This is a genomic window from Streptomyces sp. XM83C, from assembly GCF_023072675.1.
Lineage (GTDB): Bacteria > Actinomycetota > Actinomycetes > Streptomycetales > Streptomycetaceae > Streptomyces > Streptomyces thermocoprophilus.
This window is the reverse complement of sequence record NZ_JALLGL010000063.1, coordinates 1-24,483: the sequence shown is the minus strand read 5'-3', so window position 1 is coordinate 24,483 and position 24,483 is coordinate 1. Positions and strand designations below refer to the sequence as shown.

18 protein-coding genes are annotated in these 24,483 nt (G+C 73.5%); 12 read left to right on the top strand and 6 right to left on the bottom strand.

The window, feature by feature from the left end; translation table 11 throughout:
* Positions 1-299: 299 nt before the first annotated feature.
* Positions 300-1,613, bottom strand: coding sequence for a S1 family peptidase (locus MTQ10_RS10245; RefSeq protein ID WP_247464986.1), 1,314 nt, complete (start codon positions 1,611-1,613; stop codon positions 300-302).
* A gap of 679 nt (positions 1,614-2,292) precedes the next feature.
* Between MTQ10_RS10245 and MTQ10_RS10240 the strand changes: the two genes are divergently transcribed.
* The 8 genes from MTQ10_RS10240 (at position 2,293) to MTQ10_RS10205 (ending at position 12,430) form a co-directional block, all read left to right on the top strand.
* Complete coding sequence (locus MTQ10_RS10240; RefSeq protein WP_247464983.1) at positions 2,293-2,508, top strand: type A2 lantipeptide; 216 nt, start codon at positions 2,293-2,295, stop codon at positions 2,506-2,508.
* A gap of 102 nt (positions 2,509-2,610) precedes the next feature.
* On the top strand, positions 2,611-3,417 hold the full coding sequence (locus tag MTQ10_RS10235; RefSeq protein WP_247464980.1) for an HlyD family efflux transporter periplasmic adaptor subunit: 807 nt from the start codon (positions 2,611-2,613) through the stop codon (positions 3,415-3,417).
* Entirely contained in the window at positions 3,414-5,636 is a 2,223-nt protein-coding gene (locus tag MTQ10_RS10230) for an NHLP family bacteriocin export ABC transporter peptidase/permease/ATPase subunit (RefSeq protein WP_247464977.1), read from the top strand. The genes MTQ10_RS10235 and MTQ10_RS10230 overlap by 4 nt, the downstream gene beginning before the upstream one ends.
* Position 5,637: 1 nt before the next feature.
* The gene (locus MTQ10_RS10225; RefSeq protein ID WP_247464974.1) at positions 5,638-8,451 is read left to right on the top strand and encodes an NHLP bacteriocin export ABC transporter permease/ATPase subunit; all 2,814 of its coding nucleotides are present in this window, start codon (positions 5,638-5,640) and stop codon (positions 8,449-8,451) included.
* A gap of 365 nt (positions 8,452-8,816) precedes the next feature.
* A complete protein-coding gene (locus tag MTQ10_RS10220; protein WP_247464971.1) occupies positions 8,817-10,319 on the top strand; it encodes an MFS transporter in 1,503 nt (500 codons plus the stop codon).
* Between the two features lie 156 nt (positions 10,320-10,475).
* The gene (locus MTQ10_RS10215; RefSeq protein ID WP_247464968.1) at positions 10,476-11,489 is read left to right on the top strand and encodes an iron-containing redox enzyme family protein; all 1,014 of its coding nucleotides are present in this window, start codon (positions 10,476-10,478) and stop codon (positions 11,487-11,489) included.
* A gap of 22 nt (positions 11,490-11,511) precedes the next feature.
* The gene (locus tag MTQ10_RS10210; RefSeq protein WP_247464965.1) at positions 11,512-12,165 is read left to right on the top strand and encodes a HemK2/MTQ2 family protein methyltransferase; all 654 of its coding nucleotides are present in this window, start codon (positions 11,512-11,514) and stop codon (positions 12,163-12,165) included.
* Complete coding sequence (locus MTQ10_RS10205) at positions 12,146-12,430, top strand: CDGSH iron-sulfur domain-containing protein (RefSeq protein ID WP_247464963.1); 285 nt, start codon at positions 12,146-12,148, stop codon at positions 12,428-12,430. Before MTQ10_RS10210 ends, MTQ10_RS10205 begins: the two co-directional genes overlap by 20 nt.
* A gap of 193 nt (positions 12,431-12,623) precedes the next feature.
* Here the strand turns inward: MTQ10_RS10205 and MTQ10_RS10200 are convergent, their stop codons facing one another.
* Positions 12,624-13,046 (bottom strand): subtilase-type protease inhibitor, encoded by a 423-nt coding sequence (locus tag MTQ10_RS10200; RefSeq protein WP_247464961.1) that lies wholly within the window; start codon positions 13,044-13,046, stop codon positions 12,624-12,626.
* A gap of 314 nt (positions 13,047-13,360) precedes the next feature.
* On the opposite strand from MTQ10_RS10200, the gene MTQ10_RS10195 reads away from it, so the two are divergent.
* Together MTQ10_RS10195 and MTQ10_RS10190 are read left to right on the top strand one after the other, a co-directional pair.
* Complete coding sequence (locus MTQ10_RS10195; RefSeq protein ID WP_247464959.1) at positions 13,361-14,056, top strand: alpha/beta fold hydrolase; 696 nt, start codon at positions 13,361-13,363, stop codon at positions 14,054-14,056.
* A 64-nt stretch (positions 14,057-14,120) separates the two neighbouring features.
* Positions 14,121-15,290, top strand: coding sequence for a lactate 2-monooxygenase (locus MTQ10_RS10190; protein WP_247464955.1), 1,170 nt, complete (start codon positions 14,121-14,123; stop codon positions 15,288-15,290).
* A gap of 57 nt (positions 15,291-15,347) precedes the next feature.
* Here MTQ10_RS10190 and MTQ10_RS10185 read toward each other — a convergent pair whose 3' ends face one another.
* From MTQ10_RS10185 to MTQ10_RS10170, 4 genes are all read right to left on the bottom strand, one after another.
* Complete coding sequence (locus MTQ10_RS10185) at positions 15,348-16,859, bottom strand: ricin-type beta-trefoil lectin domain protein (RefSeq protein WP_247464953.1); 1,512 nt, start codon at positions 16,857-16,859, stop codon at positions 15,348-15,350.
* 376 nt (positions 16,860-17,235) lie between these two features.
* Entirely contained in the window at positions 17,236-17,613 is a 378-nt protein-coding gene (locus MTQ10_RS10180) for a toxin Doc (RefSeq protein WP_247464951.1), read from the bottom strand.
* Positions 17,614-17,616: 3 nt separating this feature from the next.
* A complete protein-coding gene (locus MTQ10_RS10175; RefSeq protein WP_247464948.1) occupies positions 17,617-17,865 on the bottom strand; it encodes a hypothetical protein in 249 nt (82 codons plus the stop codon).
* Positions 17,866-18,063: 198 nt separating this feature from the next.
* The gene (locus MTQ10_RS10170; RefSeq protein ID WP_247464945.1) at positions 18,064-20,313 is read right to left on the bottom strand and encodes a glycoside hydrolase family 9 protein; all 2,250 of its coding nucleotides are present in this window, start codon (positions 20,311-20,313) and stop codon (positions 18,064-18,066) included.
* A gap of 455 nt (positions 20,314-20,768) precedes the next feature.
* Between MTQ10_RS10170 and MTQ10_RS10165 the strand changes: the two genes are divergently transcribed.
* Together MTQ10_RS10165 and MTQ10_RS10160 are read left to right on the top strand one after the other, a co-directional pair.
* A complete protein-coding gene (locus tag MTQ10_RS10165) occupies positions 20,769-23,141 on the top strand; it encodes a SpoIIE family protein phosphatase (RefSeq protein ID WP_247464942.1) in 2,373 nt (790 codons plus the stop codon).
* Positions 23,142-23,329: 188 nt separating this feature from the next.
* On the top strand, positions 23,330-24,049 hold the full coding sequence (locus tag MTQ10_RS10160; protein WP_282612012.1) for a DUF4232 domain-containing protein: 720 nt from the start codon (positions 23,330-23,332) through the stop codon (positions 24,047-24,049).
* The last annotated feature ends 434 nt before the right edge of the window (positions 24,050-24,483 follow it).

Sequence of the window (24,483 nt, the reverse complement as noted above, 5' to 3'; positions counted from 1 at the left end):
TACGAGATGCAGCGTAGTCTCGTGGGCTCGGAGGTGGTTATAAGAGACAGGTGGAAGGGGACGGGCCGGGTCGGGGTCGGACGATCACCGCGCCGTGTGGCTCCGGACCGTGGTGGGGCCGGTCCGGTGCGGGCCGGATCCAGGTGGGGCGGAACCGGCGGTGCCGGGTCCGGGTGGGGCCGGACCGGCGTGGGCGGAGGGCCGTGCCGTGCGGGCGCCCTGCCGGGTCGGCGGGCACCGCGCGCCGGGCCCGATGACCGGCGAGAACCGGTCATCGGCCCGCCCCGTCGATACGTCGGTCAGTGCGTGCTGGTCAGCCCCGAGTGCCCCCTGGAGGCGCCGTTCCCGTGCCTGCCGGCACCCGCGCCCGCACCGGACCGGTCACCGGCGTCCCCCGCACCGGCGCCGTCGCCGCCCGCCTGCTCACCGGCGTGGTCCTGACCCGCTCCCTCTTCCTGGCCCACGCCCTGCTCCTGTCCGGCGCCCTGACCGCCGCCCGCGCCGAGCGTGGCTCCCGTCGCCCGGAGGGCCGTGGTCACCGGCTGGAAGAACGTCACGCCGCCGGCCGTGCAGTCACCGCTGCCGCCGGAGGTGAGACCGACGGCGAGGCCGTCCCGGGTGAAGAGGGAGCCGCCGCTGTCGCCGGGCTCGGCACACACGTCGGTCTGGATGAGGCCCGTGACGGTGCCCTCGGGATAGTTGACGGTGGCGTCGAGTCCGAGGACCCGCCCGTCGTGCAGGCCGGTCGTGCTGCCCATGCGGAAGACCTGCTGGCCGACGGTGGCCTCGGCGGCCCGGCTGATCTGCACGGTCCGGCCGCCGCCGATGTTGACGTCGCTCGGCGCCTGCGTGGCCGGGTCGTCGTACTTGACGAGCGCGAAGTCGCCGTTGCCGGGGAAGACCGCCTGGTCGACGGTGGCGACGGGCTGCCCGTTCTGCGCGTCGGACCACTGCTTCGCGGCGACGCCGCAGTGACCGGCCGTCAGGAAGGCGGGCGCTCCGTCGGAGGCGGTGACGTTGAAGCCGAGGGAGCAGCGCGCGCCGCCGCCGAAGATGGCGTCACCGCCGGAGACGAAGGTCTTGAAGGTGCCCGCGGACTTCCGCAGGGTCGCCATGCCGGAGCCGAGTCCGCGTACGGTCGACTCGAGTCTGTTCCACTTCTGGCCGGTGACGGTGGAGTCGGCGGTCACGAGGATCTTGTTGGTGCGCGGGTCGACGGCCCAGGCGGTGCCGGGGACGGCGGCCTTGGTCCGCAGGGTCTTCGCCCCGGCCGCCAGTTCGGCGAGGCTGTTGTCGACCTCGCGCACGACCGCGCCCGCCTTCTTGGCCTGGACGACGACGTTGTTGTTGTCACCCGGCACCACATTGACGACGAGCTGCTGCTTGTCGGCGTCGTAGTAGGAGCCGGCGAAGGCGTCGCCGAGCAGCTTCGACAGCTGGGCGGCAAGCTCCGAGGCGTCGCCGGACTTCAGCGTCTTCGGGGCGGCGGAGGCGTCGGACGCGCCGTCCTGGGAGGCATTGGCGTTCGGCAGCAGGAGCGCCGCCGCGCCGAGCGCCGCCACCACGCCCGCTGCTGTCGCGGCCTTGCGCTTCGGGATTCGCTTGTGACTCAAACTTCTCGACCTCCTGGGGGACGGGGTCTTGCTGCCGGTCGGCAGCTTTGGTTCAGCGGCGCCTGGATGGCTGGAGGTACGGAGCGGCCCCGCGAAATGTTCAACTCCGGTTCTCAACCGGCGCTGCGGGGCGGGCGATTCGGCCAGGGCGCGGGCCGGCCGGGGCGCCGTCGGGAACCAGTCCCTCCAAGGCGGTGACCATGAGTCAGGCCGGGGGGATCGTGGCCGAGAACCTCGCCCGCTCCCCCGCCGGCCCCGGGCCCGGAAGCCGACCGGGCCGGCACGCTCCGGAGCCGTATGGACGCTTTCCGTCACGCGCATCATCCGGAATCCCGGCTTCAGGGAATCTGCACAGCGACTGCCCACGGGGGGCACCGCCGATGACGGATCTGCACAACCACCGTGGGCGCATCACGCCTTGTGCGCGGTGTGTCCGGTTCGCCGCTCGGGCGCTTCAGGAGGGGGCGTGCCGATGGCGTGCCGCATGTGAAGAAGCGGCCGACACCGCGTGCGCGCGCCTGCACGGTTGGCCGGTCGTGGACATCAAGTTCCCTGGTGAGAGGCCTGTTTGAGTGGAAGGGCGCGCCGGGTGCGTGCTTTGATCCATCGCACCGCGGGGCCCGGTCGACGACGCCCCGCGGCCCCCCTTGTGTCAGTCCATAGGAAGGGAAGTTCCGTCATGAACTCCACCCCCCAGGTCCAGACCGCCGAGATCTCCGACGCCGAGCTGGACGCCGTCTCCGGCGGTCTGTCCGTCAACGCCGTGAACACCGTGACCGGTGCCCTGAGCGGTGTCGCCCCGGTCGCCGGCCTGGTCGACACGGTCGTCGGCACCGTCGAGGGTGTCACCGGCCTGAACACGGCCCCGGTCACCAACCTGGTCGCCGGTCTCTGATCGCACCTGTTCTCTCGCGGTGACTCGCGGAGTCCCGGGGCCGGCGCATGACCCCGGGACTCCGTCGCGCTGTTCAACTCCTTCAAGGTGAGGGAAGTTCCCTTGCAGTTCCGCCGACAGGCCCTCGCCAAGCTTCAGACTCCCGACGAACTGGACATCCCTGTACGTCTCGCCCGTCCGCAGGGCTGGTTCGTGCTGATCGTCACAGTGGTCGTCACGGCTGCCGCCTCCGTATGGGCGGTGACGGGTTCGGTGGCCTCCACGGTCAGCGCGCCCGCGATCCTCACGCACGGCGAGGGCAGCTACATCCTGCAGAGCCCCGCCGCCGGCCAGGTGACGGCCGTACTGGCGAAGCAGGGGAAGACGCTGCCCGCGGACGCGCCGGTGCTGAGGGTGCGTACGGCGCAGGGCGAGACCGTGGTCCGCACGGTCGCCGCGGGCCGTGTCACCGTGCTCGCCGTCGCGCTCGGCCAGATCGTGTCCACCGGCGCGGACATCGCCGCCGTGGAGAAGGTGTCCCGCGCGAACGCCCCGCTGGTCGCGACGGTGTACGTCCCCGCGGAGAACGCCGCGCGGATCCCCGCGCACGCGCCCGTCGACCTGACCGTGCAGACGGTTCCGGCCGAGCGGTTCGGCGTGCTGCGTGGCCATGTGCTGTCGGTGGACCGCGTCCCGCAGTCGGCGCGGCAGATCGCCGCGTTCCTCGGCGACGCCCAGCTGGGTGAGCAGTTCACGAAGAAAGGGCGACCGGTGGCCGTGACGGTGCGTCTGGACGCCTCCCCCGCGGCGAGAAGCGGCTACCGCTGGTCGTCGGCGGGCGGGCCCCCGTATCCCCTGACGTCGATGACCCTGGCCACCGGTGCGATCCGGCTGGCCGACCGGCGTCCCGTCGACTGGCTGCTGCCGTGAGCACCGCGCAGCGCTCCCGGGGCCGCCGCCGTGCCGCCCCGCCCGCGCGGTCCGTGCCGAAGCCACGCACCAGGACCGTGCGCACGCCGACCGTGTTGCAGATGGAGGCCGTCGAGTGCGGTGCCGCCTCCCTGGCGATGGTGCTCGGCCATCACGGCCGTCATGTGCCGTTGGAGGAGCTGCGTATCGCGTGCGGTGTCTCACGTGACGGCTCGCGCGCCTCCAACCTGCTGAAGGCCGCGCGGAGTCACGGCCTGACCGCCAAGGGCATGCAGATGGATCTGGCGGCGCTGGCAGAGCTAGCGGCGCCGGCGATCCTGTTCTGGGAGTTCAATCACTACGTCGTCTACGACGGCATGGGCCGCCGGTTCGGACGGCGCGGTGTGTTCGTCAACGACCCCGCGAAGGGGCGCCGGTTCGTCCCGCTGGAGGAGTTCGACGGCAGCTTCACCGGTGTCGTGCTGGTGATGGAGCCCGGCGAGGGCTTCACCAGGGGCGGGCGCAGGCCGGGTGTGTGGGGTGCGATGCCGGCCCGGCTGCGCGGCACCGCGGGCACCCTGCCGGCGGCGGTGCTGGCGAGTCTGCTGCTGGTGCTGGTGGGCGCGGCGGTGCCCGCGCTGAGCCGTACCTATATCGACATGTTCCTGATCGGCGGTCAGACGTCGCTGCTCGGGGTGCTGTTCGCGGCGATGGCGGTGTGCGTGCTGCTGGCGGCGGCGCTGACCTGGTTGCAGCAGGCGAATCTGCATCACGGCCGGATCGTCTCCTCCACGCTGTCCAGCGCGCGGTTCCTGAGGCATCTGCTGCGGCTGCCGGTGACGTTCTTCGCGCAGCGCAGCCCGGCCGATCTGGTGCAGCGGCTCCAGTCCAACGACCAGGTCGCCGAGACCCTCGCGCGGGACCTGGCGGCGGCGGGCGTGGACGCGGTGGTCGTCGTGCTGTACGCCCTGCTGCTGTACACCTACGACCCGCAGCTGACGTTCGTCGGGATCGGGGTGGCGCTGCTGAACCTGGTCGCGATGCGGGTCGTCGTACGGCTGCGGGCGACACGGACGGCGAAGCTGCGCGCGGACAGCGCCCGGCTCACCGACACCGCGTACACGGGTCTTCAGCTGATCGAGACGATGAAGGCGACCGGCGGTGAGGACGGCCATTTCCGCAAGTGGGCGGGACAGCACGCGGTCACGCTGGAGGAGCAGCAGCGGCTGGGGGTGCCGAGCGCCTGGCTGAGTGTGGTGGCGCCGACGCTGGCGACGCTGAACAGTGCGCTGATCCTGTGGATCGGCGGTCTGCGGGCGATCGAGGGGCACATCTCGGTGGGTCTGCTGGTGGCGTTCCAGGCGCTGGTGACGCGGTTCACCACGCCCCTGACCCGGCTGAACGGGGTGGCGGGCCGGATCCAGGACTTCGCGGCGGACGTGGCCCGGCTGAAGGACGTGGAGAACTTCCGCGCGGACCCGGTGTACGAGCGGCGCGGCGGTGCCGGCGCGACACGCCGGCTGAGCGGGCATGTGGAGCTGGAGAACGTCTCCTTCGGGTACAGCCCGCTGGACGAGCCCCTGCTGTCGGGTTTCGACCTGAGCGTCGGGCCGGGCCGGCAGGTGGCGCTGGTGGGTGGTTCGGGCAGCGGCAAGTCCACGGTGTCGCGGCTGATCGCGGGCCTGTACACGCCGTGGGAGGGCGTGATCCGGATCGACGGGCGGCGGCTGGAGGACATTCCGCGCGGGGCGCTCGCCGCGTCGGTGTCCTTCGTCGACCAGGACGTGTTCCTGTTCGAGGGCACCGTGCGGGACAACGTGGCGCTGTGGGACCCGTCGATCCCGGACGAGGCCGTGGTGGAGGCGTTGCGGGACGCGGCGCTGTACGAGGTGGTGATGCGCCGGCCGGGCGGCATCCACAGCCGGGTGGAGCAGGACGGGCGGAACTTCTCCGGCGGGCAACGGCAGCGGCTGGAGATCGCGCGCGCCTTGGTGCGGCGGCCGAGCGTGCTGGTGCTGGACGAGGTGACGAGCGCGCTGGACGCGGAGACCGAGCTGGTGGTGATGGACAACCTGCGGCGGCGCGGCTGCGCCTGTGTGGTGATCGCGCACCGGCTGAGCACGGTCCGCGACAGCGACGAGATCGTGGTGCTGCGGCACGGGCGGATCGTCGAGCGCGGGCGGCACGAGGAGCTGGTGCGGCGGGGCGGCGCGTACGCGGCGCTGGTCAGGGAGCGGTGAGATGACGTCCGTCGACGCGGGCGACCCGGTCCTCGAGGCGCTCGGGCAGTCCGGCACGCCGTACGACTGTGCGGGGCTGACCCGGCTGGACCTGGAGGGGCCGCAGGTGCTGTGGCTGGTGGTGCGCGGGGCGCTGGACCTGTTCGCGGTGGACGCGGAGGGGCGGGGGCACTGGCATCATCTGGGCCGGCTGGAGGCGGGGACGCTGCTGCTGGGCCCGGTGGCGGGTGCGGCGTACACGCTGGTGGCGCGGCCGGTGCGGGACTGTGTGGTGCACCGGATCGGGCTGCGTGAGCTGTACCGGCCCGCGCCGGCGCAGACGTGGGCGTACGACGAGTACGGCCGTCCGCCTGTTCCGCCGGCGTCGAGCCCGCTGGAGCACGCCCTCGCGCTGGGTGTCGGCCGGGGCCTGTCGGTGCTGTTCCAGGCGCCGATGGCGTCGCAGGGCGCGGCCGAGCCGACCGATGACGACGTGCTGTGGATGCGGGTGCCGGCGGGCAGTGTGCAGTACGGCTCGCTGTACGGGGCGGAGGCGGCGGCCGATCTGCTGATGGACCCGGCGGTGTGGCAGGGCATGGTCGACCAGCAGTGGCGGCTGCTGGCGACGCTGGAGCGGTGGATCGAGCAGCTGGAGCGCGCCCACGAGACCCGTACGGCCGAGGGCATCCGGGCCGGTGAGGCGGTGCGGGCGCGGGCGGACCGGACGCTGCTGGCGTCGATCGGCAGGTCGTCGCGGAAGCGGGTGACCGCCGCGGACGCGGACGCGACGTACGCGGCGTGCCGGATCGTGGCGGCGGCGGCCGGGATCACGCCGGCCGAGCCGGCGCAGCAGGGCACGGGCGGGGACCGGCTGGACCCGGTGGAGCGGATCGCGCTCGCCTCCCGGGTGCGCACCCGGACGGTACGGCTGTCCGGGCGGTGGTGGCGGGAGAACGCCGGGCCGCTGGTCGGGCAGCGCTCGCTGTCGGGGGCGCCGGTGGCGTTGCTGTGGCGGCGCGGCGGCTATGTCGCGGTGCATCCGGCGACCGGCCGGGAGACGCCTGTGGAGGAGGCGAACGCCGGGGAGTTCGAGGCGCGCGCGGTGATGTTCTACCGGCCTCTGCCCGACCGGCGGCTCGGTCCGCTGGGGTTGCTGCGGTTCACGCTGCGCGGCACGGGCGCGGATGTGGCGTGGCTGGTGGTGGCGGGGCTGGTGACGGTGGCGATCGGTGCGCTGGTGCCGGTCGCGACGGGCAAGGTGCTCGGCGAGTATGTGCCGGCGGCGCGGTCCGGGCCGATCGCGCAGGTGTGCCTGGCGGTGATCGCCGGGAGCGTGGTGGCGGCGGCGTTCACGCTGTTGCAGAACCTGACGATCCTGCGGCTGGAGGGCCGGATCGAGGCGACGCTGCAACCCGCGGTGTGGGACCGGCTGCTGCGGCTGCCGACGGGTTTCTTCACCGGGCGGTCCACGGGTGAGCTGGCCGGGGCCGCGATGGGTGTCAGTGCGATGCGGCGGCTGCTCGCGGGTGTGGGTCCGACGGTGGCGCAGTCGGTGACCGTCGGGGCGATGAACCTGGTGCTGCTGCTGTGGTACAGCGTGCCGCTGGCGATGGCCGCGCTGGGGATGCTCGTGGTGATCGCGGGGGTGTTCCTGGCGCTGGGGCTGTGGCAGGTGCGTTGGCAGCGGCGGCTGGTGACGCTCACCAACAAGCTGAACAACCAGGCGTTCCAGACGCTGCGCGGGCTGCCGAAGCTGCGGGTGGCGGCGGCCGAGAACTACGCGTATGCGGCGTGGGCGGCGCAGTTCGCGCGCAGCCGGGAGCTCCAGCAGAGGCTGGGCCGGATCAAGAACCTGAACACGGTGCTGGGCGCGGTGTATCTGCCGGTGTGCACGCTGGTGATGTTCATGCTGCTGGCGGGACCCGCGCGGGGCACGCTGTCGGCGGGGGACTTCCTCACCTTCAGCACGGCGGTGACGATGGTGATGACGTCGGTGGCGCAGCTGACCGGCGCGTTCGTGTCGGCGGTGGCGGCGCTGCCGCTGTACGAGGAGATCAAGCCGGTGCTGCACGCGGCGCCGGAGGTCCGCTCGGGAAGTACACGGCCGGGCCCGCTGTCGGGAGCGATCGAGGCGCGGCGGCTGTCGTTCCGGTACTCCGACGACGGGCCGCTCGTTCTGGACGACGTGTCCTTCGAGGTGCGGCCGGGCGAGTTCGTGGCGGTCGTCGGGCCGAGCGGCTGCGGCAAGTCGACGCTGCTGCGGCTGCTGATCGGCTTCGACCGGCCGCTGTCGGGGAGTGTGCTGTACGACGGGCAGGATCTGGCGGCGCTGGACGTGTCGGCGGTGCGGCGGCAGTGCGGGGTGGTGTTGCAGCACGCGCAGCCGTTCAGCGGTTCGATCCTCGACGTGATCTGCGGCACCGAGCCGTACACGCCGGAGGAGGCGATGGCGGCGGCGGAGATGGCGGGCCTCGGCGAGGACATCCGGCGGATGCCGATGGGGCTGCACACCCTCGTCGGCGGCAACGGGGCGATCTCCGGCGGTCAGCGGCAGCGGCTGATGATCGCGCAGGCGTTGATCCGCAGGCCGCGCGTCCTCTTCTTCGACGAGGCGACGAGTGCCCTGGACAACGAGACGCAGCGCACGGTCATGGAGTCGACGAAGGCGCTCCGGGCGACGCGGATCGTGATAGCGCACCGGCTGTCGACGGTGCTGGACGCCGACCGGGTCGTCGTCATGGACGACGGCCGTGTCGTCCAGCAGGGCCCGCCGGCCGAGCTGCTCGCGGACCCCTCGGGCCGGCTGCACGAGCTGGTGCGCAGGCAGCTCGCCTGACGGGGGCCGGCCCGTTCCGCCGGGTCCCGGCCCGTTCCGCCCGGGCTCGGTTCCCGTACTGCCGGGGCTCGCTTCCCGTTCCGCCCGGGCTCGGTGCCCGTACTGCCGGGTCTCGGCCCGTTCCGCCCGGGCTCGGTGCCCGTTCCGCCCGGGCTCGGTGCCCGTACCGCCGGGGCTCGGTTCCCGTTCCGCCGGGAGTGCTGCCCGATGCCGCGCCGGTCTGCTCCGTCGCGGGAGATCCACACCACACAAGCGAAACGTTGCCGTTTCGCTCACAGGGCCGTAGCATCAGGACATCGAGGCGTACGAAACCGTTTCGTTTACCTATCCGTCACGTCCCGGACACTTCCCTGGAGTGGTTCCCGATGCCGAACAAGACACTGAGCGACGACGCCCGCCAGGGCGCCGCCGAGACCACGGCAGAGGGCTCGCCCCGCCGCTGGTGGATCCTCGCCGTGATCGCCGTCGCCCAGCTGATGGTGGTGCTGGACGCCACCATCGTGAACATCGCCCTGCCCTCGGCCCAGGCCGACCTCGGCTTCTCCGACGGCAACCGGCAGTGGGTGGTCACCGCGTACGCGCTGGCGTTCGCCTCCCTGCTGCTGCTCGGCGGACGGCTCGCCGACCTCTTCGGCCGCAAGCCCGCCTTCCTCGTCGGCGTCGCCGGCTTCGCCGCGGCCTCCGCGCTCGGCGGCGCCGCCACCGGCTTCGGCATGCTCGTCGTCGCCCGCGCCCTCCAGGGCGTCTTCGGCGCGCTGCTCGCCCCGGCCGCCCTGTCCCTGCTGAACACCACGTTCACCGACGCCCGCGAGAAGGCCCGCGCCTTCAGCGTGTACGGCGCGATCGCCGGCGCGGGCGGCGCGGTGGGCCTGCTGCTCGGCGGTCTGCTCACCGACGCGTTCGACTGGCGCTGGACGCTCTACGTCAACGTGCTCATCGCGGTCGTGGCCTTCGCCGGCGGCTGGACACTGCTCGGCAGCCACCGCGACGCCGCCGGCTCCAAGCTGGACGTGCCCGGCACGATCCTGGTCGCGGCCGGTCTGTTCTCCGTCGTCTACGGCTTCTCCAACGCCGAGACCCACGACTGGGACTCCGCGCAGACCTGGGGCTTCCTCGTCGCGGGCGGCCTGCTGCTGGTGGTGTTCGCCTGGTGGCAGAGCAGGGCCGCGCACCCGCTGCTGCCGCTGCGCATCCTGCTGGACCGCGACCGGGGCGCCGCGTTCCTCACGGTGCTCATCACCGGCGCCGGCATGTTCGGTGTGTTCCTCTTCCTCACCTACTACCTCCAGCTGAACCTCGGCTTCAGCCCGACGAGGACCGGTGTGGCGTTCCTGCCGATGGTCGGCGCGCTGATGGTGATGGCCCAGCTCGGCACCACCGTGCTGGTCCCCCGCCTCGGTGCGAAGACCGTCATCCCGCTCGGCTTCGCCGTCGCCACCGCCGGCATGGCCTGGCTGACCGGCATCGGCCTCGGCTCGACCTACCTCGGTGACGTGCTGCCGCAGCTGATCGTCATCGGCGTCGGCCTCGGCCTGGTGATGCCGCCCGCGATGCAGATGGCCACCGGCGGCGTCGCCGCCGAGGACGCGGGTGTCGCCTCCGCGACGGTCAACGCCATGCAGCAGGTCGGCGGCTCCGTCGGTACGGCACTGCTGAGCACGCTCGCCGCGAGCGCCGCGACGGACTACCTCGCCGGACGGGACGCCACCAGCAAGCTCGTGCAGGCCCAGGCGACGATCGAGAGCTACACCACCGCCTTCTGGTGGTCGGCCGGGTTCTTCGCGGTCGGCGCGGTGATCGCGCTGCTCCTGCACCGCCGGGGCGTGCCGCAGCAGACGGCCGACGCGCCGCAGGTCGTCCACATGTGAGCCCGCCTGCCGGGCCCGGACCCGCGAGGGTCCCGCCCGCCGGGCGACAAGGGCCGCCGTCCGCAGGGAGACGGCGGCCCTTCGTGCCGCACAGGCCCGCCCCTGCCGGTCCCCCCCGGACGCGTGGCCGGGCCCGCGCCGGGTACCCGGCGTCCCATGGAACACGACCGCACCGGCCCCCGGCTGCCCCAGGCCCGGGGCCCTCTCTCCGCCGCGGTGAGGGCCTGCCTGCTCGGCACGGCACCCCCGCCGGCCCCTCGGGCAGCCGACGACGCCGACCCTTACGGCGACGATCTGCAGCTCGCCCTGTACCTCTGCTACGAACTGCACTACCGCGGCTTCGCCGGGGTCTTTGCCGGTCTCGAATGGGACCCCGGACTCCTCGCCGCGAGAGCGGCGCTGGAACAGCGCTTCCTGTCGGCGCTGCGCGCCGGCACCACCGTCCACGCCGGTGTGGAGAGCGCGGTGGAGGACCTGCTCGCGGAGCCCGCGGACGCCACCGGCGTCAGCCACTTCCTGCGGGACGAGGGCGAGTTGTGGCAGCTGCGCGAGTACGCGGCGCAGCGCTCCCTGTACCACCTGAAGGAGGCCGACCCGCACGCCTTCGTGCTTCCGCGGCTCCACGGCCGCGCCAAGGCGGCGATGGCGGCGGTCGAGTTCGACGAGTACGGCGGCGGACGCCCCGAACGCGTCCACGCGCGCCTGTTCGCCGACCTGATGAGCGATCTCGGCCTGGACCCGACGTACGGCCGCTACCTGGACGCAGTGGCCGCCCCGATGCTCGCCGTCGTCAATCTGATGTCCCTGTTCGGGCTGCACCGGGCGCTGCGGGGTGCCCTGGTGGGACATTTCGCCGCGGTGGAGATCACGTCCTCGCCCGGGTCACGGCGGCTGGCGGAGGCGATGCGCCGCACGGGCGCAGGCCCGGCCGCGGAGCACTTCTACGACGAGCACGTCGAGGCCGACGCGGTGCACGAGCAGATCGTCCGCAAGGACGTCATCGGCGGGCTGCTGGAGGACGAACCCGAGTTGGAGGCCGATGTGGTGTTCGGGATCGACGCCACCGGTCATGTCGAGGACCTCCTCGCCGCGCACCTCCTGGAGGCGTGGCGGTCAGGTGAGTCGTCCCTGCGCGGTCCCCTCGACGAACAGAATGCCCATATTTCATGATTCCGGGGGAACTCGTCCGCACATGACTTCTCTGGTCCTCCCCGGCGTGTACACCCCTCAGGACGACACCGACCTGCTGGCCGGTGCCCTGGACGACGAGCCGATCCAACCGGGGTCCTCGGTGTTGGATCTCTGCACGGGCAGCGGTGCTCTGGCGCTGCTGGCCGCCGGACGCGGTGCGCGGGTCACCGCGGTGGACGTGTCCCGGCGCGCGGTGTGCACCGCCCGGCTCAACGCGCTGCACGCGCGCGTGCCGGTGCGGATCCGGCGGGGCGATCTGTTCGCCCCGGTGGACGGGCAGAGCTTCGACCTGATCATCAGCAATCCGCCGTACGTGCCGGCCCCGCCCTCCAGATCCGTGCCGTCCGGTCCGGCCCGGGCGTGGGACGCGGGCGGTGACGGGCGGCTCCTGCTGGACCGTATCTGCCGGGAGGCGCCGGGCCGGCTGCGGCCGGGCGGGGTCGTCCTGCTCGTGCAGTCGGCGCTCAGCGGCGTGGACCGCACCCTGCACCGGCTGCGCGAGTCGGAACTGAAGGCTTCGGTGGTGCGGCGGCGGCACATCGGCTTCGGCCCGGTCCTGCGGGAGCGGGCGGCCTGGCTGCGGGAGCGCGGGCTGCTGGCGCCCGGAGAGGACCGTGAGGAACTGGTGGTCGTCCGTGCCGAACGTCCCTGCTGAGCCGCGCCCCGGCGAGGGGCGTCCGCCGTGCCGGATCCGCGTCCAGCGACCCGGTCCGTTCCTGGTGGAAGGGCCGGTGGAGGTGGAGCTGGAGGACGGCACCGTGGTCTCGTCCGACCGCTTCCAGGTCGCTCTGTGCACCTGCCGGCGCAGTCGCCGCTACCCCTGGTGCGACACCAGCCACCGCCGCACCGCGCGGAAGGCGGCCGACCGCCCCGGTGAGCCCCGGGCCGCGAAAGAGCCGGCGCCCGACGACGCGCCTTGAGCGGCGGTGCGTCGTCGGACGCCTTCGAGCTGCCCGCCCTCGAGGGCGGGACGGTGTTGCCGGGGGTCGGACAGGCGGCCCCACTCCGCCCGGCCGGCCCCCGGCGCGAGATCGCACAGTGCCCGCTCAACGGGCTCGCACTCCCCATCTGCGAGCCGACAGCGGCGGTCACGGGAGCCGTGCGATCCCGGTCCTAGAACGCGAAGAGGCTTGCCCCGTAGGTGCTCTTCACGCATCCGTTGGCGAAGGTGCGCTCGTAGGAGACGCGCTTGCCCTCCCAGACGCCGTCGACGGTGACGACCACAGGGTCGTACTCCTTGGTGCACATCACGTCGCTTCTCGCCTCCAGGGCCATCAGATCGCCCCGGACGCCGCGCAGTTCGGCGCAGGCGCCCGCCGGGTCCGGGTGGGTGCCGGTGGCCGTCGGCATACAGGACAGGGTCACGGCACGGGCCGGTGCGGCCGTCGCGGTGCTCTCGCCGTGACCGACGGTCAGCACCAGCGCCGACGGGGCGTAGAGGGAGGCGGGCGCTGCCTGGGCGGCTTGGGCGAGGGGCCAGCCGGCGGCGGTGGCCGCCAGGCCGAGAGTCGCTGCCCAGCGCGCGGTGTTCCGCATTGTGTGCATCCTTCCGCTCGATGTCGGGTGGTGTCGCCGGGGCTCCGGTGGGTGCCCCGGCGGCGAGCGCGAGTCTGCCGAGTCCGCCGCCGAAACTCACATCGAACCCATGGGTTTCAGTAACATTGCGTATTGAATCAGTGGCGTGAAGTCACGGAATTCGAACGTTCCAACGCCGCAACAAGGCCTTGCCGGGGGTGCGACTCCGGCCGATCGGCCGAAAAACATATGTTCGTTAATCGTCCGGAAACATTCCGTTTCCCGCTTCCGCGAACCCCTGCCCGCCCCCTTCGGGTCCCCTGTACGGTGCCCGTATGACGAACATCGTTCTGGTTCCGGGGGCTTGGCTGGGTGCGGAAGCGTGGCGGGAGACCGCGGACGTGCTGCGTGCGGCCGGGCACGAGGTGCATCCGCTGACACTGTCCGGGCTCGCGGAGAAGCGGGGGGTGCCCGCCGATCTGGAGACCCATGTGCGGGACGTGATCGAGGAGGCGGACCGGTGCGGGCCGGGCGGGGTCGTCCTCGTCGGGCACAGCTACTCGGGGATACCCGTGGGGCTGGCCGCCGAGCGGCTCGGTGAGCGGCTGCGGCGGGTGGTGTTCGTCGACGCGGGCGTGCCCGTGGCCGGGGAGTCGTTCCTGGGCGCCTGGGACACCGGCGAGGTGGCGGCGGCGATCGCGGCGGAAGGCGGCCTGTGGGCGCCGCCGGACGCGGAGGAGTTCGCCGGGCAGGGCCTCACCGGCGAGCAGATCGCCCGGCTGCTCTCCGGCGCCGTGCCCCACCCGGGCGCCACCCTCACCGAGCCGGCCGCGCCGACCGGAGCGCTGGCCGGGCTGCCCGTCACCTACGTCAAGTGCCTGCTGGACGGCCCGGAGCCGATGCCCGCCGTGGCGAAGCTGCTCGGCGGCCCGTCGTGGGAGCTGGTGCGGATGGACACCGGGCACTGGCCGATGTTCTCGCAGCCCGAGGCGCTCGCCCGGATTCTCGACGAGGCCGCCGCACGTCCCTGACCCGCCGCCCGTACTCGTCGGTATGGTGCGGTGCGGACTCGACGAGGAGAGGCGGCGCACAGGCATGGCCGGACACTGGGCGGACTTCCAGTACGAGATCTACCTGAACGGGACGACCGGTGGCGTGCCCCGGCTGCCCACCGACCTGACGCGGCTGGAGGAGCTGACGGAGCGACGGCTGGGCCCGGGGCCGGTCGGCTATGTGGCGGGCGCCGCGGGCGACGGCAGCACCGAGCGGGCCAACCGGGCCGCGCTGGAGCGCCGCCGGATCGTACCGCGCATGCTGCGGGACGTGCGGGAGCGCGATCTGTCGGTGGAGGTGCTGGGCCGCGCACTGCCCGCGCCGCTGGCGCTCGCCCCGGTCGGCGTGCTGTCGATCATGCATCCGGAGGCGGAGCCGGCCGCCGCACGGGCCGCCGCCGCGCGCGGGGTGCCGTACATCCTGTCCTCCGCCTCCAGCACGCCGATGGAGCAGGTGGCGGAGGCGATGGGGGACGCCGAGCGCTGGTTCCAGCTGTACTGGCCGAAGGACCCGGACGTGGCGCGCAGTTTCCTCGCCCGGGCCAGGGCGAGCGGCTACTCGGTGCTCGTCGTCACCCTGGACACGCCGCTGTTGTCGTGGCGGCCACGCGATCTGGACCAGGCGTATCTGCCGTTCCTGCACGGGGTCGGCACGGCCAACTACTTCACCGACCCGGCGTTCCGTGCGGGTCTGGCCAAGTCGGTCGAGGAGGACCCGAACGCGGCGGTGCTGCATTTCGTCGGCATGTTCGCCGACCCCGGCAAGACATGGCCGGATCTGGCGCTGCTGCGGGAGCAGTGGGACGGGCCCATCGTGCTGAAGGGCATCCTGCACCCGGACGACGCGTTGCGGGCCGCCGACGCCGGCATGGACGGTGTCGTGGTGTCCAATCACGGCGGCCGGCAGGTGGCGGGCGCGGTCGCCGCGGCGGACGCGCTGCCGCGGGTGGCGGAGGCCGCCGGGGACCGGCTGACGGTGCTGTTCGACAGCGGCGTCCGCACCGGCGCGGACGTCTTCAAGGCGCTCGCGCTCGGCGCGCGGGCGGTGCTGCTGGGCCGCCCGTACGTGTACGGGCTGGCCCTGGACGGGCAGGCGGGCGTCGATCACGTCATCCGCTGTCTGCTGGCCGAGTTCGACCTCACGCTGGCCCTGTCCGGGCACGCCGGCCCCGCCACGGTCTCCGCGTCGGACCTGGAGGACGGGCCGGCGTGAGACGCCCGGCGGCGGGGCGGGCGTGACGGGCCGGGCGGAGGGTCCGGCGCGGCGGGCTCAGCCGGCCGCCTCGGTGAGCCAGCGCTGCGCGGGCGTGCCGTCGCGGACCTTGACGACGATGTCGGCGCCGTCGTCCCCGGTGGTGGGCGCGAGGGCGAGGCGGCCGTCCCAGCGGGGCAGCAGCTCACCGCGCGGGGTGAGGTCGTAGCGGACGTCGGCGGCGCGCGGGTCGGCGCGGTCCGCGCACAGGCCGAGGACGACGACACCGGCGTCGGCGTGCGAGTCGAGGCACAGCCGCGGGTCGGCCGCGCTGCGCAGCAGTCCGTCGCTCTCGTACGACCACCGCTGCGCGGGTGCGCCGGAGCACACCGCCGACCTGACCGCCGTGCCGTCCGCGGCCCGGCCCGGGACGGCGAGGCACAGGTCGGTGCCGGCGTTGCGCAGCAGGGTGGGTCCGGCGGTGCCGGTGGGGCTCTGTGTGCCTGCACCGCCGGTCACGGTGGTGGAGGCGGCGGGGTCGGCGCCGGTGCCGTCGCCCGTCCACGCCCTGGCGACGAGGAGGACGGTGAGCACGCAGGCGGAGGCGAGGCCGACGCCGGTGAGCAGGGTGCGCGGGGCGCCCGGGCCGTGCGGCGCGGAGCGGCGCGCCGGAAGGCGCCGGCTGCCGGCACTCGCCGGGGGCGGTCCGCCGCCGCGGTGCCGGGCGGCGCGGCGGGCACGGGTGGTGCGCGCCCGGCCGCGCCCGGGCCGGGTGTCGAGGTAGCGGTGGGCGCCGAGGCCGAGGACGGCTTCGGCGAGCAGTTCGCCCAGCCGGCCGTCGAGGCGGCCGAGTTGCTCGGCGGCGGCCCGGCAGTAGCGGCACTGCTCGAGATGCCGGCGCACATCCGGAAGCAGTGCGCCGCCCCGTCGTATGGGGACGTCGAGAAGCCGGTTGTGGAATCGGCAGGAGTCGTTCGGGGCGCGTTCCCGGTGGGCGCGGACGAGGCCCTCGCGGAATTTCTCCCGGGCCTGTTCGAATGTGCCCTCGGCGACATGCGGATCGAGGCCGAGGAGTTCGGCGGGGACCGTTGTCGGTTCGGCTTCGACCTCTGTGTGCCACAACAGGCACCGGAACGGATCGGGAAGGGCCGCAAATGCCTCTTCGGTGAGAAGCCGGTTTTCCGGTGTCTCGTACACGGCGGCCCGTGCGCCGCGCCCGCCGGCGAAGCCTGCGACGTCCGGGAGGGCGGCGGCGGTGCGCTCGTCGGCGGCCCAGCGGCGCAGTGTGTCGCGCACGGTGACGAGGAGCCTCGGCCGCAGCGCCGCGGCGGACTCCCCGAGGCCGAGACGGTCGAAGACCTGGTGGAAGGCGGCTGCCGCGGCCATGGCGGCGGCCTCCTCGGACACGGTGAGGCAGTCGGCGGCGTAGCTGTGCACGGGCTGCCAGTGGCGTGCGAAGAGCAGGGCGGAGGACCGGGCGACCTCGTCGTCCGTCCCGCCTCTCATCCGCGCGGCGAGCGACTCGTCGGATTCCTCCGCGGCCCCGCCGGGCGGCGGGAGGTGCGGAGAGGGAAAGTGGGGGGTGAGCACGAGCGGATTCCTTCGGTGCGTACCTTCAGGCGCGTACGGACGCCGGGTGTACGGCTCCCGCAGCGAATGCGCAGCCTCGCACACCCCACTCGTACACAACAAGGCACTCGGGTGACTTACGCGCCATTGACAGAAAGTCAGAAATCCGCGCCCGACGGAGACTTGTTCGTACGGGCATTCGTTTCTTCATGCGCCCCGTGTGAATACCGCGCACACGCCGGGCGGACGCGCACGCTCCCGCCGTACGGCGGCGCGTAGTGGACTGGGCAGCGGCCCTTCCTCGGAGGCCCCGCGCGGGACGGCGGCTCTCCCGCGCGAGACGGCCGCCGGCCCTGATCCCTCCCGCCCTCGGCCGGCGGCCCAAAGGGGCCGGCGGTCAGATCTGCCAGGAGCGCAGCCGGTCGGCGGCACCGTACACGTCGGTCTTGCCGGACATCAGATCGCGGGCGAGGTCGACGAGCGCGCCGTAGGGCGGGTCGATGCCCGCCCCGCTGACGTACATGTACGCGACGGCCGTGGCGCAGGCGAAGCGGGCGTTGGCCGAGGGCAGCGGCTTGAGCACGGCGAGGGTGTGCAGCAGCGCGGCGGCACGCCAGGCCGGGTCGGAGTCGACGCCGAGCCGGGGCGGGTCCACGCGGTGCCGGGCGACCGCGGCGACCAGGGCCGAGAAGTCGTTGATGGTGGGCTGCTCGGGCAGGACGTCCTCGTGGCGTTGCAGCAGCCAGGGCACGTCGATGTGGACGACGGGCGGCATCGGTCAGCCGACCCGCCCCGCGTGACGGGCGCCGGACGGTTCGTCGTCGGGGAACGCGGCGGCGAACTCCTCGGCGTGGGCGGCGAAGAACCGCCGGAAGGCCTCGGCGCCCTCCTGAAGGGCACGGTGCCGGGCGATGTCCGCGGCGGCGGCCTCACGCACGAGTGCCTTCATCGACGTACCGCGCTCCTTGGCGATGGCCCGGAGGTCCTCCAGTTCGCGCTCACTGAATTCCACATTCAGAGCAGGCATGCCCCCACGGTACCTCCGCGGTACTCGTGCGTAAATATGCCCTGATCAGTACGGCTGTGCGAGGGTACCGGGGGTGGGGCCCGGACGCGTGTGCGCCGTGACGCGGGTCACGCGGCACGCCCCGGCGGGCGGACGGACACCAGGGCGGCACGGGGACGCGCCGTGACGGGCGCGCCCCCGCGGGCCGGACGGTCGCGGTCACGGCCTGCCCTGGTCCGCCACGAAGGACGCGATGCGGGCGAGGGCCGCGTTCCAGTTGATCGCGGTCTCGTTCGTCGACCAGGACTGGATGTCGTCGATGTAGCAGAACTGGCCGGTGCAGCCGGTCAGTCTGGACTGCGCGTACGGGTCCTGGATGCTGGAGTTGGGTCCGCCGGCGAGCGTGCCGGCGGGCGGGTTCGGCAGGGTCGGGTCGAGCTGGTGGGCGTACCAGCGGCTGTGCTGGTTCTGCGAGCTGACCTCGCCGTAGCCGGTGACGTAGGAGATGTTCAGGGCGTTGCGGCCGAGGACGTAGTCCATGCTCTGCACGGCCCCGTCGCGGTACTTGGCGGCGCCGGTGATGTCGTAGGCGGTGGCCAGGACGACCGCGTTGTTGAGGACCTGGTGGTTGGAGCCCCAGTCGTAGAGGTTGTCCTCCGGCGCGTACGGCATGCCGTACGGCTGTGCCTTCAGCGTGGCGAGGTAGCGGTCGCCCGCCTGGACGACGGACCGGCGCACCTTGTCCCGGCCGGGCAGCCGGCTCGGCACGGTGGCGAGGTCGAGGCGGGCCGGGGCGGCGGTGCGGGCCCAGTCGAAGCCCTTGGCGCCGAAGATGTCGGCGGTGTGCAGCGGCGAGGCCAGCACATGGGTCTCGTACTGCTTCTCCCCCGTCGTCAGATACAGCTCGGCCGCCGCCCAGTAGAACTCGTCCCGTACATCCTTGTCGTCGTAGGCGCCGCCGCCGGTGGCGTCGGCCGGGTCGGCGAGGATGTCGGGGTGGGCGAGGGCCGCGGTCCATGCCTTGCGTGCGGCGGCGAGGGCCTTGGCGGCGAAGGCGCGGTCGTACGGCTTGTAGAGGCGGGCCGCCTGCGCGGCGGTCGCGGCAAGGTTCAGGGTGGCGGCGGTGGTCGGCGGGTGCAGTTCACGCTTCTGCGGGTCGGCGCTCGGCAGCAGCGGCAGGCCGGTCCACTGCTCGTCGTGGATCTTGTGGTGCGCCATGCCGGCCAGCGGTCGCCCGTCGGGGACCTGCATCTTCAGCAGGAACTCCAGCTCCCAGCGGGCCTCGTCGAGGATGTCCGGCACCTTGTTGCCGCTCTCGGGCAGGGCGAGGGTGCCGTCGCGCAGCTTCTCCGGGCGCCCGGTGCGGGCCAGCTTCTCCCGCTCGTAGGTGCTCAGCAGCTCCCAGGTGGTGATGCCGCCGTTGACGACGTATTTGCCGTGGTCGCCGGCGTCGTACCAGCCTCCGGTGACATCCAGCCGGTAGTCGCACACGCCCGGCCGGCAGGGCACGCTGCCGTCGCCCTGGTTGGGCGCCACGTCGACGTGTCCGGCGGCGCGGCCGTAGCCGGGGCGCAGGTCCTCGCGGATCGCGATGCCGCTGCGCTGCGTGTAGTAGTACTTCACGGCGTCCAGCCGCAGCTTCTCGTAGGCGGCGGTGCCGATGTCGAAGGGGTGGCTGGTCTCGCCGTCGGCGACCAGCGTGAAGCCCTCGCCCTTGCCGTGGTAGGAGCCGAAGTCGATGGAGTGGACGTTCTGCCCGGAGGAGACGTCCGTGCCGCGGGGCGTGGTCCAGCCGTGCGCGACGGTGGCGCCGCGGGAGTTCTTCAGCTGCCAGGGCAGCCGGTGGGTGGCGTCGGTGACGAGGGTGGCGTTCTTCGGCCCGGACGGCAGATAGGCGACCTGGTTGACGCGGACCCGCGGCCCGGTGTCCGGCTCGTACGGCTCCGGCGCCACCCCGCCGAGCAGGGACACGTCGTCCACGCAGAACCGCCAGGGGTCGGCCGATCCGCCGACCTGGAAGACGACCTGGGCCTGGACGCTGTCGACCGGCGAGGTGAAGGTGTAGCTGTAGCTGCCGCCGTCCGCGCTGAGCAGCGGGGTCGCCTCGTACCAGGTGTCGTACGGCTCCGTCTGCAGCCCCACCAGCGCCCGGACGACATGCCCCTCGGGCACGCCGGACGCGGAGAAGGAGAAGCGGTACGACTCGCCCTGGGTGAGGGTGATGTCGTTCTGGCCGACGGAGGCGTCCCAGCGGTTGGCGGTGCCGCCGGGGACGTCGGCGCACAGCCGTCCGTCGTCGACGGCGGCGGTGACATAGCTGCTGGCCCACCAGGACTCGGTGCCGGCGTCGAAGGTGCCGTTCCTGACCTGCTCGATCTCCTCGGCGCCGGCCTGCTGGGCGGGCAGGGCCGTGACGGCCGCCGCCAGCAGGGCGGTCAGGGAGAGCAGGGCGGTTCTGCGTCGTCTCACGTCTGGGCTCCTCGGGGTGTGCGGGACCGCTCGGACCGGGAGCGCTCCCGTCCCTGCTCCCGGAGCGGAATGGGAGCGCTCCCAAAACGCGACGCAGGACATGCTTGTGGCTGGTGTGACGGTCCGTCAACGGTGCGGACGGGACTGGGCCGAATGTGTCCGTGCCGACGCAGCGGCAGCGGGCCGGGGCCGGGCACAGCCCGAGAGGCCCACGGCGCGGAAGGCCGGGCGGGACGAACCGCACCGAGCGGTGGGACACCGGACGCACCCGGCGGGCCGGCACCGCTCACCCGGACGGCGGGCACCGACGGGCGGCCCGCGCCGCACGGCCGAGGCGGGCGCCCCGCGTCGGCGGGGCGCGGCGGGCGTTCGCGGTTCGCGGGACACGCCGACGCACTACGCTGGACGCACGTGCAACATCTGTTCACGGTGAGTGTGCGCGATGGAGTGGCGAGATGAGCCCGGACGACCCGTTCGACGATGCCGCGACGGCACGGGCTGTCATCTCCGAGAACGGCACCCTGACCGGCTGGAACTCCGGCGCGCAGCGCCTGCTCGGCTGGGCCCCGGACGAGGTCGTGGGCCGGCCCGCCGTCCGCCTGCTCGCCACCGCCGACACGAGCGTCGCCCCGGCCGGCCCCCGCTGGGACGGCACTCTCACCCTGCGCCACCGCGACGGGCACTCGCTGCCGGTGTGGCTGCTCGCCCACCGGCTGGCGGAGGACGGCGACCGGCCCGCCCGCTGGCTCGTCGTCACACCGGTCGCCGACGACGGCGCCGACGCCGACGACCCGCCGGACGTCGCCGGTCTGATGCAGGCGCCCTGCGCGGTCGCGGTCTACGACGGGCGGCTGCGGCTGCGCCGGATGAACGGGGCGATGGCCGAGGTCCTCGGGCTGCCCCCGGAACGGCTGCGCGGCCTGACACTCTCCGAGATCGGTGGCCGCCCGCAGAGCGAGGAGCTGGAACGGCGGCTGCGTGAGGTGCTCACCACCGGCCTGCCGCAGGACGTGCAGACGTCCATGCGTGCCGGGCCCGGCAAGGAGCCCACCGCCTGGCTGGCCCGGATGGCTCCGCTGACCGACGGGGAGGGCCGGGTGCACGGCGTGTGCCTGGCCGCGCACGACATCACCGAGAACAACCGGGCCCGGGAACGTCTCCAGCTCGTCAACGAGGCCAGCGTGCGCATCGGCACCACCCTCGACGTGACCCGTACGGCGCAGGAGCTGGCGGACGTGTGCGTGCCCGCGCTGGCCGACCTCGTCAGCGTCGACCTGCTCGACGCGGCCGACCAGACCGGCGAGCCCCCGCCCCGGCCGACCGCGCCGGTCAGTCTGCGCCGGGTCGCCCACCGCTCCGTCAGCCCCGGCACGCCCGAGGCCGCCGCCCAGCCCGGCGAGGTGCAGTCCTACCCGGCGGCCTCCCCGCAGGCCGACTCCCTCATGCAGGGCCGTACCGTCATCGCCTCGGCCGGTTCGGGCAGCCTGCAGCGGTGGCTCGCGTGGGACCCGGTGCGCCACTCCCGCGCCCAGGAGTTCGGCGTGCACACCACGATGTCCGTGCCGATCCGCGCCCGCGGCACCACGCTCGGCGTGGCCGTGCTCACCCGCTACCGGCGGCAGGACCCGTTCACCCCGGACGACGTACTGCTCGCCGAGGAGGTCACCGCACGGGCCGCCGTGTGCATCGACAACGCGCGCCGCTACTCCCGCGAACGCGACACCGCCCTCGCCCTCCAGCGCAGCCTGCTCCCCCGCAACCTGCCGCGCACGGCAGCCGTGGTGGCGGCGTCCCGCTATCTGCCGGCGGCGCGCTCCAGCGTCGGCGGCGACTGGTTCGACGTGATCCCGCTGTCCGGACTGCGGGTCGCCATGGTCGTCGGGGACGTCATCGGCGAGGGCATCCAGGCCTCCGCCACCATGGGCCGGCTGCGCACCGCCGTGCGCACGCTCGCCGACATCGACCTCTCCCCCGACGAACTCCTCACCCACCTCGACGACCTGGTGATCCGGCTGTCGGAGGAGGCCGGGGACCAGGGCAGCCCCGGCGAGGTCGGCGCCACCTGCCTGTACGCCGTCTACGACCCCGTCTCACGGCGCTGCACCATCGCCCGCGCCGGACACGCCCCGCCCGTCGTGCTCCCGCCGGACGGCCCCCCGCACCGGGTGCCGGTGCCCGCCGGTCCCCCGCTCGGCGTCGGCGGGCTGCCGTTCGAGTGCACGGAGGTGGAGCTGCGCGAGGGCAGCGTGCTCGCCTTCTACACGGACGGTCTGATCGAGGCGCGCGGCGGGGACGCCGACGCCGGGTTGCGGGTGCTGTGCGAGGCGCTGGAGGCGCCCGCCGACTCCCTCGAGGAGAGCTGCGACCGCATCCTGCACGCCCTGCTGCCGCCCGGCGGCACCGCCGACGACGTGGCGCTGCTGCTGGCCCGCGCCCAGGGGCTGGCGCCGTCCCGTGTGGCGACCTGGGACATCCCCGCCGACCCCGCCCTCGTCGGGCCCGTCCGCAAACAGGTCGTGGACCAGCTGCGGGAATGGCGGCTGACGGAGGCGTCCTTCACCGCGGAACTCGTGGTCAGCGAGCTGGTCACCAACGCCATCCGTTACGGCACACCGCCCATACGGCTGCGGCTGATCCACGACTCGGCGACATTGATCTGCGAGGTGTCCGACACCAGCCACACCGCGCCGCACCTGCGCCGGGCGAAGACCTGGGACGAGGGCGGCCGGGGACTGCTGCTGGTCGCCCAGCTGACCCAGCGCTGGGGCAGCCGGCACACCACGGAGGGCAAGACCATCTGGGCGGAGCTGGGGTTGGTGGAGGCATAGGACCGCGGGCGGTCCCTCCTCTCGTACGAGAGCCGTGGGGCGCGCGCCGGGATGCGCTCCGGGGTGTACGCCCGGCGCACGCACCGGCGGAGCGCGGGCCGCGAGCGGGGCGCACTCCGCCCGAGGAGAAGCCCGTGTGCGCCCGTCCCGGAATGCTTCGACCGCGGCGGGTGGGGCAGTCGTCCGGTATGTCTCACTTGAAGCGTGCGACGACCGCGATCGTGAGCGTGTACGCCCTGTCCTTCCTGCTCACGGCATGCGGCGGCGGAGGAGGCGGCACGTCCGATGCCGCGGGGAGTGCCGCACCCCCGACGCGTACGGCGGACACCGTGGACCCGGCGGTCACCGCGCAGGGCCCCGCGGGCGCCGTCACCACCCCGGGGACCACGCCCTCGGCGAGCGTCCCCGGCGACGACACCGTGGGACCCGGCGGATCCGGCAACCCGCGTGACCCGGCCGGCGCGCCCGGTTCGGGACGTCCCGCCACGACACGCTGCCACACCTCCGAGCTGACCGCCTCCGTGGGCCGGGTCGACCCGGGCGCCGGCCAGGAGAACTTCCCGGTCGTCCTCACCAACACCTCCTCCCGCACCTGCACGGTGCGCGGCTACCCGGGCGCCGCGTTCACCACCACCGACGGCCGGCAGCTCGGCCCGGACCCGCGCCGGCAGCCCGGGACGACCGTGCGGACCGTGACACTGGCGCCGGGGCGGAGCGCCTGGGCCGGGCTGCGGTTCGCGAACCCCGAGATCAGCGAGGCGCGCACGGCCGTACCGGCGGTCCTGCTGGTGACACCGCCCGACGAGCGGGAACCGCTCGAGGTGCCGTGGAAGGGCGGCAAGGTCCCGGTCGGCGGCAACGAGTCGGTGGTGTGGCTGTCGGCGCTCAGCCCCGGCACGGCACCGTGAACGCGGTTCTCGGCGCGGCGGTCGCCGTCGTCACCGGGGTGCCGGTGACGCCGCTTGTGCGCAGCTCCCCGCGTCCCCCTTTGCCACCGGGGTGCCGGTGACGCCCCTGTGCGCAGTTCCCCGCGCCCTCTTGCCACCGGGGGTGCCGGTGACGCCGCTTGCGCGCAGTTCCCCGCGCCCCTTCCGGGGTGCGTTCGGTTTCGTTCTTCACCGCGGGCCGGTGGGGGGCTTGGCGCGCAGTTCCCCGCGCCCCTGATGCCTGCGGCGGCCCGTTTCGGTGGGTGCGTGGCTGGTGTAGCGCCACCTGTCCGGTGGGTGGGACGGGGGCGCGCCGGGGGGGTGTCCGTCCTCGGTGCGACGCTCTGTCTCGTAAATCCGCACCCGGGGTTTGCGCCGCACGCTGCGGGCGGGCACCCCCCGGCACACCCCCTCCC

Excerpts from the sequence above, each read along its gene's own strand:
- MTQ10_RS10240 (WP_247464983.1), top strand. The coding sequence starts at position 2,293 with ATGAACTCCACCCCCCAGGTCCAGACCGCCGAGATCTCCGACGCCGAG.
- MTQ10_RS10225 (WP_247464974.1), top strand. The coding sequence starts at position 5,638 with ATGACGTCCGTCGACGCGGGCGACCCGGTCCTCGAGGCGCTCGGGCAG.
- MTQ10_RS10220 (WP_247464971.1), top strand. The coding sequence starts at position 8,817 with ATGCCGAACAAGACACTGAGCGACGACGCCCGCCAGGGCGCCGCCGAG.
- MTQ10_RS10215 (WP_247464968.1), top strand. The coding sequence starts at position 10,476 with ATGGAACACGACCGCACCGGCCCCCGGCTGCCCCAGGCCCGGGGCCCT.
- MTQ10_RS10210 (WP_247464965.1), top strand. The coding sequence starts at position 11,512 with ATGACTTCTCTGGTCCTCCCCGGCGTGTACACCCCTCAGGACGACACC.
- MTQ10_RS10200 (WP_247464961.1), bottom strand. The coding sequence starts at position 13,046 with ATGCGGAACACCGCGCGCTGGGCAGCGACTCTCGGCCTGGCGGCCACC.
- MTQ10_RS10195 (WP_247464959.1), top strand. The coding sequence starts at position 13,361 with ATGACGAACATCGTTCTGGTTCCGGGGGCTTGGCTGGGTGCGGAAGCG.
- MTQ10_RS10190 (WP_247464955.1), top strand. The coding sequence starts at position 14,121 with ATGGCCGGACACTGGGCGGACTTCCAGTACGAGATCTACCTGAACGGG.
- MTQ10_RS10180 (WP_247464951.1), bottom strand. The coding sequence starts at position 17,613 with ATGCCGCCCGTCGTCCACATCGACGTGCCCTGGCTGCTGCAACGCCAC.
- MTQ10_RS10175 (WP_247464948.1), bottom strand. The coding sequence starts at position 17,865 with ATGCCTGCTCTGAATGTGGAATTCAGTGAGCGCGAACTGGAGGACCTC.
- MTQ10_RS10165 (WP_247464942.1), top strand. The coding sequence starts at position 20,769 with ATGAGCCCGGACGACCCGTTCGACGATGCCGCGACGGCACGGGCTGTC.
- MTQ10_RS10160 (WP_282612012.1), top strand. The coding sequence starts at position 23,330 with ATGTCTCACTTGAAGCGTGCGACGACCGCGATCGTGAGCGTGTACGCC.